Below are 15,772 nucleotides of genomic sequence, written 5' to 3' on the forward strand. Positions count from 1 at the left end.
TCACTCGACCTGCGCAGGCACGGCTTGCAGCAGCCGCGCGGGCAACGCGCCACGCAGCGCATTGCACACGACGATGGCCTCGGCCCGCTGCAGATCGCTCCACCCCAGGCTGCGCTCGATGGCGCCCCACGCCGGGTCTTCGAGCAGGCAGCCGCGCATCACGCCCGGCAGCGCGCCGTCGGTCACCGGGGGCGTGATCCATCGGCCATCGATCTTCAGGAACACCGACGTACGACCGCCTTCGACCAGGCGGCCATCGGTCGTGAAGAACAGGCTGTCGAATGCGCCGACACGCTCGGCAGCACGTACGCCTTCGTCGTACACCTGACGCAGCGTGGTCTTGTGGGCGGCCAACGGATTGAAATTGGGCAGGCGTTCGTCGGCCACCCGGAGCACGACCGATTCGACTTCCAGGGGCGCAAGGGCCGCATGCTGGAACTGCAGGCTCCCGTCATGGGACAGTGCCAACCGCACGCGCCAGCGCATGTCGGGCGGCAAGGACTGGACGAGCCCCGACACGGCGTCCAGGGCCGAAGCACGGTCGAATCCAAAACCCAGCACGCGGGCGCTGTGCGCCATCCGCGCCAGATGGCGATCCAGATGGCGAAGCACCGGCCGGGCGCCTTGCTCCGACACGGCAAGCATCGTCTCGAACAATTCGAAGCCGGGATCCAGGCCGGTCAGGAATCGCGCCTTCAGATGACTTTCCCTGAACTCGTCGACGGCCTGGCTGTCCGCCACGATGCCCGCGCCGATGCCCAGGCGCGCGGGCCGCAGGCCCCGCACTTCGTGCCCCAGCGTCAGTGTTCGAATCGCCACCGACAAGCAGAAGTCGCCCACGCGCGCCACGGCCTCCGGCGCATCCATCCAGCCGATGGCGCCGCAATAGAGGCCGCGGGGCGTGGTCTCCAATCCGGAGATCAACTGCATCGTGTGGTGCTTGGGCGCACCGGTGATCGAGCCGCACGGGAACACGGCACGCAGCACCTCCGGAAAGCCGACTTCGGGCTTCAAGCGGGCCTGCACGGTGGAGGTCATCTGGAACAGCGTGTTGTAGGGCTCGATCGCGAACAGTTCCGCCACCTTCACGCTGCCGATCTGCGCGAGGCGGCCCAGGTCATTGCGCAGCAGGTCGACGATCATCACGTTCTCGGCCCGGTTCTTGACGTCGATCGACAGCAGTCGCGCGGTCTCGCTGTCGCCTTCTACGCCTTGCGCGCGCGAGGCCGTGCCTTTCATGGGCCGGGCGGTGAGCAGGCCTTCCTCGTGGCGAAGGAAGAGTTCCGGCGAGCAGGACAGCACGTGTGTCACCGCATCCACGGATCCGCAACGTGCGGGCAAGGTGATCAGCGCGCCGTAGGACACCGGCTGGCGACCGCGCAATCGCCGATACAGCGCCACCGGCGATCCATAGGCTTGTCCGAGCAGTCGGAAGGTGTAGTTGACCTGATAGGTCTCGCCGGCTGCGATGGCCTCGTGGATGTGCGCTATGGCCTCGGTGAACGCCGGCTCATCCACGCTGGGCGCCAGGTCCATCACGCCGGCCGCGGACACCGGCCCCGGTTCGAGGCCCGCGAGCCAATCGCCCACCTCGGCGGCCGAGAGTCGCGAAAGCTCACGGAACATCAGCACGCGCAGGGCGGATGCGTCGTCGTTGCCGAGCCGTTCGTGGCCCGCCTTCAGGAGCTTGGCGCCCCATTCGTAGTCGATGAGCAGAACGGCGTGCAACCCGTCACGCAGGTCGGCATCCACCGGGGCCCACATGGCATCGAGGCCGGCTGGGTCCGTGCAGTGGTGCTCGCGCACGAAGCCACGGTACAGCCGGCTCGTCGGCCGGTCGGGGGTCGCCTCGCTATCGTCGAGCAGTGCGAAACAATCGGTGGGCGAGGTTTTCAAGGTACGGTTCGCTAGCTAAAAGGCAATGATCATCTCGCCCCTGCCGTCCACTGCCAAGTCCCCCAGGTGCCGTTCGATGCGCCGGTTGCCCAGCGCCGCGAAGGGTCCGCCGTGGCGTGCCAGATCGCGTGCCAGCAATTGCCAGAACACCTCCGCCGCAGCAAGCGCGGGAACGAAGGTCGCGGGAGCGTCCCAAGCCGCCTGACCGCTGGCGAACACGACGCTGCCGCGCCGCATGCCCCAGCCCGCGTGCGCTCCGGGGCGCCCGCCGACGGCAATGGTGCCAGCGACCACGCGCGAGGCCAGGAAGTCGCCGGCATCGCCGTGCACGATCGCGCTGCCGCGCCGCATGCGATCCCCGAATCGCGCACCGGCATTACCCTTGACGACGAAGGTGCCGCCGCGCATGCCGTCCATGCTGCCCGGCAAAGTGCTGGCCGCGAAATCGTCCACATCGCCCTGCACGGTGAAGGTGCCGCCTGCCATCTCGCAGGCGGCCAGCAGGCCGGCGCGGCCGTTGACGATCAGCTCGCCCGCGCTCATGCAACCGCCGGCGTAGTGCCCGACGTTGCCATCGACATGGATGCGCCCCCCCGCCAACTGCCAGCCCACGCGATCGAAGCGCGACAAGTCGCCGTCGAAAACGAGCCCGTCGCTGTCGTGCGGCTCCAGCTTGAAGAACTCTGCCAGCGGGACCCATGCGTTGCCATACCCCACAGTCAAGCGCTCGACCTCGGTGACCGACAAATTCGCCAACGCCCCAGGCGTCACGCCGCGCAGGTCCACCCGGAGTGCAGGCGATGCCTTGAGCGTCAAGCGCCAGCCGCTCATGGACCGCCCTCCCCCAGCAGCTTGCGCAGATGGAAGTGGAACGGGCCGAGCTTGCCGCCGTAGTTGCCCGCCGAAATGCGCAGCAGCCCACAGGCCGCACCGCATGCGATGCCAGCCTGCATGCCCACGCGCATCGCCGCGCCGACATCGGCTTCGGTCAGGCCGTCGATCACGATCTCCATCACGCAGCGTGTTTGCGGCGTCAGCTCGCTATGGGCCACCAGGCCGTAGAGGCTCGGGCAGAAGGCGTCATTGGTCGAAGCGTTCAGGGCCGCGTACTTGCTGCCCACCTTCGAGCCGGAACGCACCACGCCTCCGGGAAAGGGCAGGATCACGTTGGGCAGCGTCCTCATCGCGTTGACTGCCGCCTCGGAGACGGCCAGCGCGCTGTCGGTGTCGCTGCACAGCAGCAGCAGGTTGCCGCCGCCCACGCCCTTCACCACCGCAGTGCTTTCCTGCGCGACGAACTCGCCGTCCATCACCGGCACCCGCCAATAGCGCACACCATCGATCACCTTCGAGATCTGCCAACCATCGCCGAAGAAGCGAAGGTTCTGCCCCAGCGCGATCGCTTCCCCTTCGGCGATGCCGGAGTAGACGGCGGTCGTCGGGCAGGTCAGCACGCATTGGCCGACACGCCGCTCGACCTGCTTGGCCAGCTCCTTGCCCGACATCGAGAAGATCAGCACGCTGAGGCCGGGGCGGCCGTCGGGCGTCTCTTCGGGCCCGAGTTCGCGTTCGATGCCTGCCTCGCAGCCGCAGGCGATCACCGAGGTGGCCAGGCCGGTCGCCGACACCGCCGCATGGCGCGCCCAAGTGGCGTTGTGCGCGGTGATGATGATGCGCGTGGCCTTCATCGGAAAGGCTTCGGCGAAGCCGTCGTCGATCTGCACACCATTCCGGATGAGAGGGTCGCTCATGACACGCCCTTGAAACACGCAGCAGGCAAGAGGCGACCGCCGTTGCAGCAACTGCACAGTTCGTCGTGGCCGATCGCGATGTGATCGAAATTCACGGAGCCGTGCGCCGCGAGGTGCTTGCGCAAGGTCTTCTCGATGCCGCGGTCGTAGTCCGGCTCGACGAAATGGGTGCCGCCGACTGGCACGGCAGTGATGCGACCTCCGCGCGCCACCAGCCCGCCATCCTTGAAGACGAACTCGGGCGTGGTGAACATCGCTTCGCGGTCAGCCTGTTCGCGGTACACCGCAATGTCCGCCGCCGCACCCATGCCCAGGTGCCCCCTGTCGCGCAAGCCCAGCAGCCGCGCGGGCGCGGCGCGCGTCATGATGGCGATCTCCCGCAGCGTCAGCTCGCGCGTGATCGAGCGCAACGCGCAGTTCGCCGCCACGTCCGGGTGCAGCTTCGCCAGTTGCTCCTCGCGGAAGCTGCGGTCCATCAGCAGGCGGATCAGATGCGGGTAGCTGGTGAACGGTCCGCCGTTGGGGTGGTCGGTGGTCAGCACCACGCGCCACGGGTCCGTGACGAGCAGGAAAATCTCCAAGCCGATGACCCACTGCAAGGCATTCACATAGCTTTGCTCACGGTACCTGAAGGGAACGACTCCGCAGCCGGCCTCGCACTCGATGTCGCTGCCGGCCCACTTTCGCGGGCTGGCGAGCCCGGATTGGGCATGCTGGCGCATCGTGTCGCCCGAGGCGGTGACGGTCTGGCCGAACATGATCTGTCCGACATCGATGCTGACGTTCGGGTTGGCATTGACGGCTTCAGCGAGCTGCAACGCCGCCGATGAGAACTTCTTCGGCCCGTCGGTGCCATAGGCGTGGAACTGCACGTGCGTCAGGTGCGCGGGCAATCCTTCCAGCGCCTGGATGGTCTGGAGCGTCGATTCGATGTTGCCGGCCACGCCGAGGTTGCTGCCGTGGATGTGCAGCGGGTGCGGCACGCCGAGTTCGCGCAGGGCCCGCGCCAGCGTGTGCACCACCTGGCGCGGCGTCACCTGCCAGTGGACATGGCGCTCGTCGACGTCCAGCTTGCGCTGGTTGAACTTGAAGGCCGAAATGCCCGCGGGGTTGACCACCTTGACGCCCATCGCCTTGGTCGCGTGGATCGTCCAGCCCATGTAGTCGCGGAGGATCTCGAAGTTGTGCCCGCCTTCGCCGCCCTTGGAGAGCAGTTCGAGAAACAGCTCGTCATTGCCGAGCATCACGTAGGCGCCGTGATCGAGGATCGGCGTGTCGCCCATTTCCATGTGCGCGTGGCGCGCATTGCTCGCGACCATCGCCGGCTCGAAGGCGGCGGTGTAGCCCATCTCCACATAGCGGTAGCCCGTGGCCAGCGTGCCGGGCGCACAGCCGCCGCAGGACGCCAGTTCGAGCGGGTTGGCCGAGAGCGCCATCGGATTGCCATTGGCGCGATGAAGCTCGGGCATCAGCAGGCGCGCGAGGTTGACCTTGCCGCCACCGATGTGCGTGTGCATGTCGATGCCGCCCGCCATCACGACGCAGCCGCTCGCGTCGACCTCGACATCGACCGGATCGCGCGCATCGAGCGACGCGATGCGGCCGTCCAGCACGCACAGGTCTCGCACGGTGTCGGCGGGCTGGGTCGGATCGATGACGCGACCGCCGCGAAGGCGCATGCTGCTCATGGGCTGGCCGCCTTGGCGCGTGACGCCCGCACATCCTGCGTGATGCTGCCGACCACTTCGGCCAGCGTGGGCAAGGTGTCGCGATAGACCGGAACCAGCGGCAGCACCGTGCCGCCGTCGGCGCGGAAGAGATGGCCGGCCGATCCGATGCCCGGTGTCGACACGGGAATGAACACGCTCCCGACGCGCGCTGCCGGCGAAGCCAGGTCGGGATGCCCCAGCAGGACCAGCGGCACAGGTGAATCGGGCGGCGCGCACGTGGGGTCGAAGCTCGAAATCCACAGCAGGCCATCTACGGCCGCGTCGGCCAGAAGGCGCTCGGCGTCGAAGCACAGCGGTTCGTGCTCCAGCCCGGCGGGGCCGGAGCGGGAGCGCAGGGGCAAGCCCGAGAGCCAGGTGAATACCTCGTTGACCGTGCCCGCGCCGTTGCCGCCACCCAGCCACATCGCACCCGCGCGCGTGGTGCTGTTGAGTGTGCTGACGATGCGATGGACGCCTTCGATGATCAAGGCGCCTTGCGCCGGCAACCGGCCCGTTTGGCCGACGATCACGGCGTAGCGTGCGGCGCGCAAGCGCTCGGCCAATGCAGCGAGCGGCAGGGGCGCTGAGCGCACGGCGCGTCTCGCCAGCAGCGCCGACAGCAAGGCCACCGTGGAGAACAAGTCGCCGTGCAGCGGGACCACCTCGGTCGTGACGCCGCTGTGGCGGGCCAGCGCCGTCAGTTCGGCCTGGGCGGCCGCCGCGTCCCCCAGCAACACCACGTGCCGCTGCGGAACCAGGCTCGCCTCCCCCAACCCGCAGCGCGCAAGGAACTCGGCAGCTTCCGCGGCAGGCAGTTCGCCCAGGCAGACGATGAGGTCGGCGCGGGTGCGCACCTCGGCCAGTGTGGTGCTGAAGCCGCCCCGATCCTGCAGCGAGCGCACGGACTGCATCAGCGCCGTGCCACCGGCGGGGTCGCAGATCGCGCCGGTTTCGCAGGCCAGGCGGTACACGGCGCGGGCGCCTGCCACGTCGGTGCCCAGGCCGCCGAAAAGTGGCTGCCTGCACGCCGCCAGGATGCGGGCAGCCTCTGCGATCGCATCGGGCAGTTCGGCGGCATTCCCATCGATCAGCGGTGTCGCGGCCGAAGGAGTGGCCGAAAAGCGCGCGAGGCCGACGCGCGCGCTGGCGCACTGGCCATCGGCCAGTTCCAGCGACGCGCCGGACGCGCTGGTCCGGACGCTCAGATCGTCGCAAAGCAACACACAAAAAGGACAGGTCCAGCGCGCCGTACCGCCTTCCCTCGCCAGCAAGGATTCAGTCATCGCGCTGTTTCACGCAAGCGATGTGCCCACCGAACGCCTCACTGGTGCAGCGCGAGTGCGAACGGATGGCGAATGGAAAGCCGCCAGAAGTGAAACACTGTGTGGCGCCGCGTGTTGCAGTTCTGGCCCGGACGCACCACCTCGGTTTTCCTAATCCCAGGAATACCGCGGAACCGGCTCCGCCGGGCCGCCGGTATTGCCCCCGGCAGGGGGCGGGCGGCCACACGAAGTGGGCAAGCCTGGGGGCGAGCAAGGTGGCACGAAACGTGATGCGGGTAAACCCATGATGCAAACCAACATCGCCTTTCGTCAGCCGCGCACCCGGGGCAGTCCGCCGTCGTGCAGTGCGCTGGCCACCAACCAGGCTCCGGCACCGGCGGCGCCGGCGGCCTCCAGGTCACCCGGATTGCGAATGCCGCCGGCCCCGACGAAGAAGGTCGCAGGCGATTTGCGGCGCACGTCGTCCAGGGTCTCCAGGTCGGGACCGGCACCTGCACCGACGCGCTCGAGCGTCATGACGATCACGCGCCGCGGCCACAGCGCGGGCGCATCCCAGCAGCCCGCGGCGTCCATGTGCTGGCCGTCGCGGCGGTCCAGCGACAGCACGCCTTCGCCGTTGCTACCACCACTGAAACAATGCTCGAGTTCTTCGCGCGACGCCAGCGACTCGCTGCCGAAGACCGGAACGACCCGTGCGCCGGCCGCACCAAATTCGAGCCTGAGCGCATCGGCCGCGCCTGCGTTCGCGAAACCGGCGTCGAGCCACAGTTCCAGCCCGGGCATGGCTTGCAGCAGTGTGCGCAAGACCGTCGACTGGCCGGGGTGCCCGAGCAAGGCGTCGAGGTCGGCCACGTACAGCTGGCGCGTGGCGCAGTGCTCGCAGAGGATCTTCGCCACCGTCACCGGGTCGCTGCTATGGCAAAGCCGCGATTCGATGGGCCGGTAGGCCTGGCGGTTGCCGCGCACGGCACGCACCACTTGGCCCTGCATGAGGTCGATGACGGGAATGAGGTTCATGTCGAGCGAACGAAGGGGGTGACGGGTGGAGCGATGAATCGGATCTTTGTCTACGAGTACCTGAGCGGCGGCGGGGAGATGGCCCCCGGCGAACTGCTGGCGATGGGCCAGTCCATGCGGGATGCCATCATGGCCGACTTGCTTCGCCTTGGAAACCATGAGGTGTCGGTCGCCACCTGCCAGCTGGCGTCGGCCGTGCCGGAGCCTGCCCGTCCGGTCACGCCGCGCCCTGGCGAGTCGGCCTTCGATTTCGTCGCGCGCCAAGCCGACGCGCACGACCTCGCCTGGGTGGTCGCACCGGAGACCGACGGCCTGCTGGCGCGGCTTAGCCAGTGCGTCGATCCGGGCCGCTGGCTGGGCTGCGAAGGCCCGGCCATCCAACTCGCGACGCGCAAGCGCATGACCTTGATGACGCTGGCCGAAGCAGGCATTGCCACGCCATTGGCCTTCGAGCACGAGCAGGAGACCACGCGCTGGGTGGTCAAGCCGGACGACGGTGCCGGCGCCGTCGCGACCCGCCTGCATCACGACCCGGCTGCGGCGGTGGACGACTGGTCGGGGCGCTCGCGAGCCGGCAGCCCGATGGCGGTCGAGCCATGGGTCGAGGGCGCCGCGCTCAGCCTGTCCCTGTTGTGCGGCAGGAAACGATGCGATCTGCTGAGCATCAACCGCCAACACCTGGACATCGACGAGCAAGGCTTCCTGTCGTTTCGCAGTGTCGAGGTGAATGTGATACCGCTCACCGATCCGCGCGCCGCGGCGCTGGGCACCCTGGCCGCACGCGTGCACCAGGCCATCCCCGGTCTGCGGGGCTTCGTCGGCATCGACCTCGTGTGGCATCAACGGCGCGGACCCGTGGTGATCGAGGTCAATCCGCGCGTGACCAGCGCCTACGTGGGCCTCTCGCGCTCACTGGGCCGCAACTTGGCGGCCGAGGTGATCGCGACCCGGGACGACGAGCGGGCTTCCAAGCCGAAGGCGGCGCACAGTCATGCCTGAGCGCACCGTGATCGGCTGGGACATCGGCGGCGCACACGCCAAGGCTTGCCTTCTGCAAGGCGGTGAGGTACTCGACGTGGCGCAATGGCCCTGCGCTCTCTGGATGGGCATGGACCGGCTCGATGCGGTGCTGCAGGCAGCGCGGCAGCGATGGGCCGGGCTGGCTGAGGCTCAGCACGCCGTCACGATGACCGGTGAGATGGTCGACCTGTTCGCGGACCGCGAAGACGGCGTGCGGAAGATCGCGGCAGAGCTGGCTCGGGCGCTGCCTGCGCCGGACCCTCCGCGCCTCGGGGGCGGCCCGGGCGCCGTTCATTTCTTCGCCGGCGATGCCGGCTGGTGCCGCGACGCAGAGGTGCCGGCCCTGTGGAATTCCATCGCATCGGCCAACTGGCTCGCGACAGCACGCCATGCTGCACAGTGCGTCGGCACCGGCTTGCTGATGGACATCGGCAGCACCACCACCGACCTGATCGCGTTCAGGAACGGACGCGTCCTGACGCACAGCCGCACCGATGCACAGCGTCTGGCCAGCGGCGAACTGGTCTACCACGGCGTGGTGCGCACGCCGCTGTGCGCGGTGGCGCAGCGCATCGATTGGCTTGGGACGCCGCACAACGTCATGAACGAGCTGTTCGCGACCACCGCCGACGTGTACCGACTCACCGGTGAACTGAACCCCGCCCACGATCTGCACCCCAGCGCCGACAACGCCGACAAGGAACTGGACGCCACCCGCCAACGGCTGGCCCGCATGATCGGGCTCGACCGACGCGACGGCTCACCCGGCGAGTGGCTGGACTTCGCGCGGTCCTGGCGGGCCGTGCAGGTGGGCGTGCTCGGAGGCGAGATGCGCCGCGTGATGGAAACGCACGAGCTTGCGCACGACGCGGTGATCGTCAGCGCCGGTTGCGGCGACTTCCTGGTGCGCGACGTGGTGGCGAGCGCCAGGGCGGGCACGCCGCAGCCATGGACCGCGGACCGCCACGTCGCCTATGGCCGGGACGTGGTGCGCGCACGGACGCAAGCAGGCACCGGCCGCGCCGCGGTGCAGGACTGGGCTCAGGTGTGCGCTCCGTGCGTTGCCGTGGCAACGCTTTTCGACATGGACCCTTCGGTATGTGGATCGTCAAGATCGGCGGCAGCCTGAACGCGAATCCGATGCTGCCGGCATGGCTCGACCTGCTGGCCGAATGCGGTGGGGGCCGCGTGATCGTGGTCTGCGGTGGCGGCACCTTCGGCGACGAAGTGAGGCGTGCCCAGGCACAGTGGCACTTCAGTGACCTCAGCGCGCACAACATGGCGGTCCTCGCGATGGCGCAAACCGCCTACCTGGTGCACGGCCTGAATCCCGCATTGCAGCTCACGCGCACCCGGTCGGACATCAGTCGCGTGCTGCACAAGGGGCAGACGGCGCTGTGGCTGCCCCTCGAACTGCAACGCAACCGGACGACCGCGCAGACGAACTGGGAGTTCACGTCCGACAGCATCGCACTCGATCTCGCAAGTCGCCTGAATGCCGAGCGGCTGGTACTGGTCAAGTCGTGCGAGATCGACCCGCGATTGAGCCTGGCCGAGTTGGGAGATGCGGGCGTCGTCGACCAGCGTTTCGGGGCACTGTCGGACGGCGCGGCCTTTCCGATCGACATCGTCCACTTCAACGAGGTGGGCCGAATTCGATCATTGTTGCTGGGTCACGTCCGCTTCGACGATCAATGATTCGGCGCGCCGGATTCGGCGGCCGCATGGCGGTGCATCAGCGCGACCAGCGTCCGCAGGCGCTGGGGGTCGAGCGCCGAACTTCGGTCGCCGACGCACACCGCGGTCCGGAAGCCCGCGAAGTCGGGCGCTAGCGCGCGCAACAAGGGTTCATGCGCGACGCGCAGGGCGCCCGCCAGACCGACCATCGTCCCCGCCGCGCGCGCCGTGACGATGAAGCGCCGCAATTCGTCCATCCGCACAGCGTCGAACAGGCTGCCGGCACGCTTGTCGAAGGTGTCGGCCATCACGCCGGCGAACCCCAAGGCGCAGGCATGTGCCACATCGGCCAACTCCAGTCCCTTGTCGGCGATGAACACCGGCACGATGGGCCAGCCGCTGGAAGCGAGTGCGTCGAGCACCGACCGCGCCTGCGGCACGCGCTCGATGCCGACCTTCACATAGTCGACGCCACACGCACCGACTGCCTCGACGCACGCCGCGATGCGGCCCCCCTCGTGCATCGCCACGTCGCCGATGGTGGCGCTGATGTCCAAGCCGCCGCCATGCCGGCGCAGCGCACCCACGATCTCGCGGATGGTAGTGATCGGCAGGCCGCCCAACGCACCGCGGCCCGGTTCCTTGAGGTCGATGAAGTCGGCTCCCCCGTCCGCAGCCAGCAAGGCTTCCTCGACACTGCGAACGCTGACGAGCAGTTTCATGACGATGGTCCCTGTGTGACATGGGTGGTGCCGGCCCGGTGGCGCTGCACGGCGTCTACCAGCCAACCCCAGGCTTCGCGCTCCTCGGGGCCGGCCGTCTTGTCGAGGGCGATCTGCAGGTAGGCCATCTCGCTGTCGACCTTGTGCGGCGGCAGCATGTGCAGGCGGCTCACCAGCACGGCACCCTCGATCACCGCCGCCTGCGCGCGGTTGAAGCCGGCGAAGTTCGCGTGCGTGACCTCGTGCACCCGCGTCATGCGCAGCACCGGGCGCTGCGCATCGTCGATCAGCTCGGCGAGCCTCAACTCCACATGGCTCAGGGCACTGTCCAGGCGAACGCCCACGATCTTCTCGGCCGGCCGCGTCGGCCAGTCGCGGCGGCCGGTCACGCAGCCGGCGAAGACGCGGGTATCGGTCACGATGTTGAGCACGGCGCAGGCGGTCGCGCAGATGTTGTCGTAGGTCGTCGATGGCTTGAACGGCATCAGCACCACCTGGTCGTCGTGGTAGCGCACGCCCATCGGTGCGACATGCGGCTTGCCGTCGGGCGCGACCGTGGTCACGACGGTTTCAAAGATCACGTCGTTCATTTGAAGGGCTCTTCGGTCGTCTTGCGTGGGGCCTTCGTCGTGCCCGGCGCGCACCACGCATCGAGGTTTTCGGCGCTGCGATCGATGGCGCATCCCCAGTCCAGTGGCTGATCCTGTACGTAGCGCTTGCCGAGCTTGTGGGCGATCTCGGCGTGCGCCAGTTCCACGCCCATGTAGAACGCATGCGCCGCATCGTCTTCGAGGCCGAGTTGCGGCCACAGTTCGAATGCGCCCTGCCCCCTGCGCAGCCCGTCGCGGTTGTAGACGTGCAAGCCGCTCACCGACACCTGCACGCGGAAGTTGGGATCGCGCACTTGCGCGGCGGTGGCCGCGATCTCTTCGGGCGTGTCGAGGAACGGGCGCTTGGAATGCACCGTCATCAACGCATCGGTCATGCCCTTGGGCAGCGTGCCGTGGTGGCGCGCGGCATACATGATGCGGCGTGCCCAGTCGGCCTCCTTCACCGCGCGGCGGGCGTGGTTGCTGACTTGCGTGGTCAAGACAGCGGCGACGTCGAGCTCGGCGCAGATCCCGAACAGCAAGGCGTTGATGCCGCTGGTGTCGGCTTCCGTCAGCTCGGTCAGATTGCCCACGCCCATCATGATCGGCACCTCGGGAAAGCGCTCGCGCAGCCGGTGATAGCGCACGATGGATGCAGTCAGGCCGAAGGGAATCGGGTCGAGGATCGAATCGGCGAGGAACTCCCTGCCCCGCCGCTGCATGATTTCGACCGCCTCGTGCAGCGAGGCTTCATCGCTGGGGACGCGAGGGATCAGGACCGGCGTGGATGCGACCTCATCCGCCACCCACAAGGTATCCACCGTCAGGCTGAGCAGGTAGTCGGCGCCCGCCCGGCCGCCGCGGAGCAACTCGCCGCTATCGACCGAATCGACGCTGACCCGGAAGCCCTCGGCCTTCAGCGCCAGGACGCACTCTTCGAGGTGTTCGAACGGGGTCTCCGGCAGGCAGCCCAGGTCGATGACATTGGCGCCGTCGGCGCGCAGGAGCCCGGCGCGCGCAACGACTTCCGGCACGGTCAGGCGGGGCGCATCGACGATCTCGGCAAAGATCGCGACCTCGTATTCGTCCAGCGTGATGGCCTTGGCAGCGCGGTCGAAAAAGCGCGGCAGGTCTTTCACCTCCTCGGGGCCGCGCTGCACCGGAATGCCGAAATGGCGCGCCAGAGCCTCCATGTCGCCACGACAGCGCCCCGGCACGACGATGCGGTCGACGCCCGCCGTCAGAGGCACCCGGCGGCGGATCATGTCGGCCGTCATCAGCCCGGCCACCTGCAGGCCCAGGTCTCGCACTTCCCAGGTGAAGGGCGCGGAATCGATGCTGGCCAGCACCCGCTCCAGACTCGGCTGCGCGAGGTGCCCGGTCAGGAAGAGGATGTGTTCCATGCGAGCGAGATTTCCTTCAGTCGGACGTCCAGTGCGGCTTCGAGCTCGGCCGGTGAGGTGACGACCCGGCAGAAATCGATCCCGCGAAGGCGCTCCACGTTGTCGAGTTCGATTCGCCTCGGCCGCAGCGTGACCCAATCGTGCGGCGACCGGGTCACAACCACCGGCTCGGTATCGCATGCAAACACGATGCCCGGTATGCCCCGCTTGCCGGCCTGCGCAAACATGTTGGTCGGCAGCGAATCGCTGATGCCGTAGGCGCACTTGGCCACCGTGTTGCTGGTGGCCGGGGCAACGACGACGGTGTGATAAATGTCCTCGTACAGCATGCCCACGGGCACGCCGCTGGCCGTCTTGTCGCGAAAGATCCTGAAGCGCGACTTCAGGTCATCGAGGTGCAGCCTGTAGATCTCCAGCACCTCTTCGCCGGCGGCCGAGAGGAACAGGTCGACCTTCGGCAGGCGTGCGGCCAGCGCCAGCGCCTCGTCCAGAAAGTGGCCGGAGCCGGTCACGCACCAGGCGAAACGCGAACGCAGCTCGCCATCGTCGGCCGGGGAAGTCTCAGGATTCTTGCTCGGGATGGGAGACCTCGATCTGGAGCTTGTGGATCTTGCGGTAGAGCGTGTTCCGGCTGACATCCAGTGCCTTGGCGACGTTGCTCACGTTCCACCGGTGCTGTTCGAGCATTTGCAGCAGCAGTTGGCGTTCGTTGGCCTGGATCAAGTTGAGCTTGGCACAGCCTGGCGCGTTGTCGCCTTGCCCGTCGCGTGCGGTTCCCGGCGCCGCGGCCGATGTCGAAGCCGGCGCAATCGAATCGACCCGTTCGCCATGGATCCCTGACGCCGGTTGGAGGTTGACGGCCATCGCAGGCAGGTGGACGCGGGTGATCGGCTTGCCATCGGCCAGCGCAGCCGCGGTGCGCAGCGCATGCCTCAGCTGGCGGATGTTGCCGGGCCAGGCGTGTGCCATGAGCAGGCGCTCGGCCTCGGGGCTCAGGGACGCATCGGGGCCACCCTCGGTGGCCAGCAGGGCGCGAATCAGCGCGAGCCTGTCGCTGCGCTCGCGCAGCGGCGGCAATTGCACTTCGATGCCCGCGAGCCGGTAGTACAGGTCTTCGCGGAACTTCCCCTCACGCACCAACGTCGGCAAGTAGCGATGGCTGGCGCTGATCAGCTGGAATTCGACCGCATGGCTTTCCTCGGTCCCCAGTGGCGTGACGCGGCGCTCGTCGAGCACGCGCAGCAGGCGCGATTGCAGTTCCAGCGGCATGTCGGCGATTTCGTCGAGAAACAGCGTGCCGCCGTCCGCCTGCAGGACCTTGCCGCGGCGCCCTGAACGCTGCGCGCCAGTGAATGCGCCGGCGCAATAGCCGAAGAGTTCGGATTCGATCAGGGCTTCGGGCAGGCTTGCGCAATTGATCGCCACGAAGGGGCCTGCCGAGCGCGGGCTGCCGTCGTGCAGCGCACGCGCGAACACCTCCTTGCCCGAGCCGGTTTCGCCGCAGACCAGCACCGGCGTGCCACGGGCGATCACCCGCCGGCCGATCCCCAACTGTTCCTCGAGCCGCGGGTCTTCGAAAGTGCAATCGGCCGTCGCGGCGCTGAGGACGGCCGGCCGGGCCTTTGCACGCGCGATCGGAGCCGTCGACGAGTCGCCCGACGGCAACGAGACGGCCATCGCATCCGCCGCCGAGGCCGGGCGCCGCGCGACTGCGAAGAAGCGCAGTGCCGCGTCGGTGCCGTAGGTGACGACCGGGTGGAACGACGAGGATGCGCTGCGCTGCAGCATGTCGGCGAGCGAAGTCTGGAACAGGTCTTCGATGCGCCGCGAGCGGATCTGGTCCATCGACTGCAGCCCGAGCTGGAACATCGCGCTGCGATTGGCGGCAAGGATGCGCCCGTCGTCGTCCACCGCCAGCTTGCCCTCGTGCAGGGTGTAGACAAACTCCGGGCGGCTGTGGAAATGCAGCGGATGGGCGTTGCGGAACTGGCGATCGATCAGGCGGTTCTCGATCATCCGTGCGGTCATGGACAACAACACCAGGAGGTGCTGCTGCATCAGGCTGGAACGGCTCGTCACATCGAGCGCGGCGACGATGTTGCCCGTGGGGTCGAACACCGGGACGGCCGAACAGGTGAGCTGGGTGAACTGCGTGTAGAAGTGATCGTCGCGGCACACGGTCACCGGGCCCGCCGCGGCCAGGCAAGTTCCCATGCCGTTGGTGCCGGCTTCGGTTTCGCTCCAGATGCCGCCGGCGCGCAACCCCAGCGGCCCGACCTCGGCAGCGAACTCGGGCGACGACACCATGTGCAGGATCACGCCATCCGTGTCGGTCAACAACACGGCCATCTCGTTGTCGGCCAGTTGCTGGTACAGCGTGGTCATCTCGTACCGCGCGCACTCGATCACGGCGGCGTGGCGCGCGCGCCGCTCCTCGAGCGGTCCGCGCGCGATGATGTTCGGGCCATGCGGCTTGTCCGGCCGCAGGTTGTATTCGTTGAGGCAGCGGATCCAGGAACTCGTCACCACGTCGGTGGTCTGGTCCTGAAGCCCGCCGCGCACGATGTCCAGCACACGATCCGCGTGCGGGTCGGCAGGCTTTTCGCCTTTTCGAAGGGTCAGCGCCATCGATGTCTCCATGTGCGGCCGGCCTGCCCGATGCATGGTGCCTGGGGCCACTGTGTGTATGGCCCGCATTTTGCAG

The 15,772-nt window shown here is 68.1% G+C and carries 14 protein-coding genes; 3 read left to right on the forward strand and 11 right to left on the reverse strand.

Annotated elements, in window-relative coordinates:
* From QTI24_RS04590 to QTI24_RS04615, 6 genes are all read right to left on the reverse strand, one after another.
* Positions 1 to 1,896, reverse strand: a complete 1,896-nt coding sequence (locus QTI24_RS04590) for a chorismate-binding protein (RefSeq protein WP_286598610.1) — start codon at positions 1,894 to 1,896, stop codon at positions 1 to 3.
* A 15-nt stretch (positions 1,897 to 1,911) separates the two neighbouring features.
* Positions 1,912 to 2,727, reverse strand: coding sequence for a formylmethanofuran dehydrogenase subunit C (locus QTI24_RS04595; RefSeq protein WP_286598611.1), 816 nt, complete (start codon positions 2,725 to 2,727; stop codon positions 1,912 to 1,914).
* Entirely contained in the window at positions 2,724 to 3,647 is a 924-nt protein-coding gene (gene fhcD, locus QTI24_RS04600; RefSeq protein WP_286598613.1) for a formylmethanofuran--tetrahydromethanopterin N-formyltransferase, read from the reverse strand. Before fhcD ends, QTI24_RS04595 begins: the two co-directional genes overlap by 4 nt.
* Positions 3,644 to 5,335 carry a formylmethanofuran dehydrogenase subunit A gene (locus QTI24_RS04605; RefSeq protein ID WP_286598614.1) on the reverse strand — a complete coding sequence of 564 codons (1,692 nt, stop codon included), beginning with the start codon at positions 5,333 to 5,335 and terminating at the stop codon, positions 3,644 to 3,646. Before QTI24_RS04605 ends, fhcD begins: the two co-directional genes overlap by 4 nt.
* Positions 5,332 to 6,639 carry a molybdopterin-binding domain-containing protein gene (locus tag QTI24_RS04610; RefSeq protein ID WP_286598616.1) on the reverse strand — a complete coding sequence of 436 codons (1,308 nt, stop codon included), beginning with the start codon at positions 6,637 to 6,639 and terminating at the stop codon, positions 5,332 to 5,334. The genes QTI24_RS04605 and QTI24_RS04610 overlap by 4 nt, the downstream gene beginning before the upstream one ends.
* 309 nt (positions 6,640 to 6,948) lie before the next feature.
* On the reverse strand, positions 6,949 to 7,656 hold the full coding sequence (locus QTI24_RS04615) for a HisA/HisF-related TIM barrel protein (RefSeq protein WP_286598618.1): 708 nt from the start codon (positions 7,654 to 7,656) through the stop codon (positions 6,949 to 6,951).
* Positions 7,657 to 7,689: 33 nt separating this feature from the next.
* On the opposite strand from QTI24_RS04615, the gene QTI24_RS04620 reads away from it, so the two are divergent.
* From QTI24_RS04620 to QTI24_RS04630, 3 genes are read left to right on the forward strand one after another with little or no spacing between them, the layout of a single operon-like run.
* Entirely contained in the window at positions 7,690 to 8,655 is a 966-nt protein-coding gene (locus tag QTI24_RS04620; protein ID WP_286598620.1) for an ATP-grasp domain-containing protein, read from the forward strand.
* On the forward strand, positions 8,648 to 9,805 hold the full coding sequence (locus QTI24_RS04625) for a hydantoinase/oxoprolinase family protein (RefSeq protein WP_286598622.1): 1,158 nt from the start codon (positions 8,648 to 8,650) through the stop codon (positions 9,803 to 9,805). The genes QTI24_RS04620 and QTI24_RS04625 overlap by 8 nt, the downstream gene beginning before the upstream one ends.
* Entirely contained in the window at positions 9,775 to 10,374 is a 600-nt protein-coding gene (locus QTI24_RS04630; protein WP_286598623.1) for an amino acid kinase family protein, read from the forward strand. Before QTI24_RS04625 ends, QTI24_RS04630 begins: the two co-directional genes overlap by 31 nt.
* On the opposite strand, the gene QTI24_RS04635 is transcribed toward QTI24_RS04630, so the two are convergent.
* The 5 genes from QTI24_RS04635 to QTI24_RS04655 are packed head-to-tail and all read right to left on the reverse strand — an operon-like array spanning position 10,368 to position 15,696.
* Positions 10,368 to 11,075, reverse strand: a complete 708-nt coding sequence (locus QTI24_RS04635; RefSeq protein ID WP_286598624.1) for a (5-formylfuran-3-yl)methyl phosphate synthase — start codon at positions 11,073 to 11,075, stop codon at positions 10,368 to 10,370. The two genes, QTI24_RS04630 and QTI24_RS04635, sit on opposite strands and share 7 nt — an antisense overlap.
* Positions 11,072 to 11,665: a DUF447 domain-containing protein gene (locus tag QTI24_RS04640; RefSeq protein WP_286598626.1), complete on the reverse strand. Its 594-nt coding sequence runs from the start codon at positions 11,663 to 11,665 to the stop codon at positions 11,072 to 11,074. The genes QTI24_RS04635 and QTI24_RS04640 overlap by 4 nt, the downstream gene beginning before the upstream one ends.
* The gene (locus QTI24_RS04645; protein ID WP_286598627.1) at positions 11,662 to 13,068 is read right to left on the reverse strand and encodes a DUF6513 domain-containing protein; all 1,407 of its coding nucleotides are present in this window, start codon (positions 13,066 to 13,068) and stop codon (positions 11,662 to 11,664) included. Before QTI24_RS04645 ends, QTI24_RS04640 begins: the two co-directional genes overlap by 4 nt.
* The gene (locus QTI24_RS04650) at positions 13,047 to 13,706 is read right to left on the reverse strand and encodes a flavoprotein (protein WP_286598629.1); all 660 of its coding nucleotides are present in this window, start codon (positions 13,704 to 13,706) and stop codon (positions 13,047 to 13,049) included. The genes QTI24_RS04645 and QTI24_RS04650 overlap by 22 nt, the downstream gene beginning before the upstream one ends.
* Positions 13,630 to 15,696, reverse strand: a complete 2,067-nt coding sequence (locus QTI24_RS04655; RefSeq protein ID WP_286598630.1) for a sigma-54-dependent Fis family transcriptional regulator — start codon at positions 15,694 to 15,696, stop codon at positions 13,630 to 13,632. The genes QTI24_RS04650 and QTI24_RS04655 overlap by 77 nt, the downstream gene beginning before the upstream one ends.
* Positions 15,697 to 15,772 lie beyond the last annotated feature (76 nt).

The organism is Variovorax sp. J22P240, assembly GCF_030316855.1.
GTDB lineage: Bacteria > Pseudomonadota > Gammaproteobacteria > Burkholderiales > Burkholderiaceae_C > Variovorax.